The sequence below is a fragment of the Vibrio sp. PSi01 genome (assembly GCF_054960695.1).
Genome location: NZ_JBHNYN010000040.1, coordinates 1 through 1,173, shown reverse-complemented (window position 1 = coordinate 1,173; position 1,173 = coordinate 1). Strand labels below are relative to the sequence as shown.

The following is a 1,173-nucleotide window of genomic DNA, read 5'->3' as shown; positions in this document are numbered from 1 at the left end:
ACCCTTTCGGGTTGTATGGTTAAGTGACTAAGCGTACACGGTGGATGCCTTGGCAGTCAGAGGCGATGAAAGGCGTAATAACTTGCGATAAGCCCAGATTAGGTAGTAATAACCTTTTGAGTCTGGGATTCCTGAATGGGGAAACCCACTTGCATAAGCAAGTATCCTGTTGTGAATACATAGCAACAGGAGGCAAACCGGGGGAACTGAAACATCTAAGTACCCCGAGGAAGAGAAATCAACCGAGATTCCGAAAGTAGCGGCGAGCGAAATTGGATTAGCCCTTAAGCTTTTAATGATGCAGGTGAAGAGTCTGGAAAGTCTCGCAACAAAGGGTGATAGCCCCGTAACCGACACATCATAATCAGTGAAAACGAGTAGGGCGGGACACGTGATATCCTGTCTGAATATGGGGGGACCATCCTCCAAGGCTAAATACTACTGACTGACCGATAGTGAACCAGTACCGTGAGGGAAAGGCGAAAAGAACCCCTGTGAGGGGAGTGAAATAGAACCTGAAACCGTGTACGTACAAGCAGTAGGAGCACCTTCGTGGTGTGACTGCGTACCTTTTGTATAATGGGTCAGCGACTTAATTTTAGTAGCAAGGTTAACCGTTTAGGGGAGCCGTAGGGAAACCGAGTCTTAACTGGGCGTACAGTTGCTAGGATTAGACCCGAAACCAGGTGATCTAGCCATGGGCAGGTTGAAGGTTGAGTAACATCAACTGGAGGACCGAACCGACTAATGTTGAAAAATTAGCGGATGACTTGTGGCTAGGGGTGAAAGGCCAATCAAACCTGGAGATAGCTGGTTCTCCCCGAAAGCTATTTAGGTAGCGCCTCGGACGAATACTACTGGGGGTAGAGCACTGTTAAGGCTAGGGGGTCATCCCGACTTACCAACCCTTTGCAAACTCCGAATACCAGTAAGTACTATCCGGGAGACACACGGCGGGTGCTAACGTCCGTCGTGGAGAGGGAAACAACCCAGACCGCCAGCTAAGGTCCCAAAGTATAGCTAAGTGGGAAACGATGTGGGAAGGCTCAGACAGCCAGGATGTTGGCTTAGAAGCAGCCATCATTTAAAGAAAGCGTAATAGCTCACTGGTCGAGTCGGCCTGCGCGGAAGATGTAACGGGGCTAAGCTATACACCGAAGCTGCGGCTACGTA

1 rRNA gene is annotated in these 1,173 nt (G+C 49.6%); it reads left to right on the top strand.

Annotated elements, in window-relative coordinates:
- Nucleotides 1-17 precede the first annotated feature (17 nt).
- Nucleotides 18-1,173: ribosomal RNA gene (locus tag ACFI6G_RS22115) — 23S ribosomal RNA — on the top strand; the annotation flags it as partial.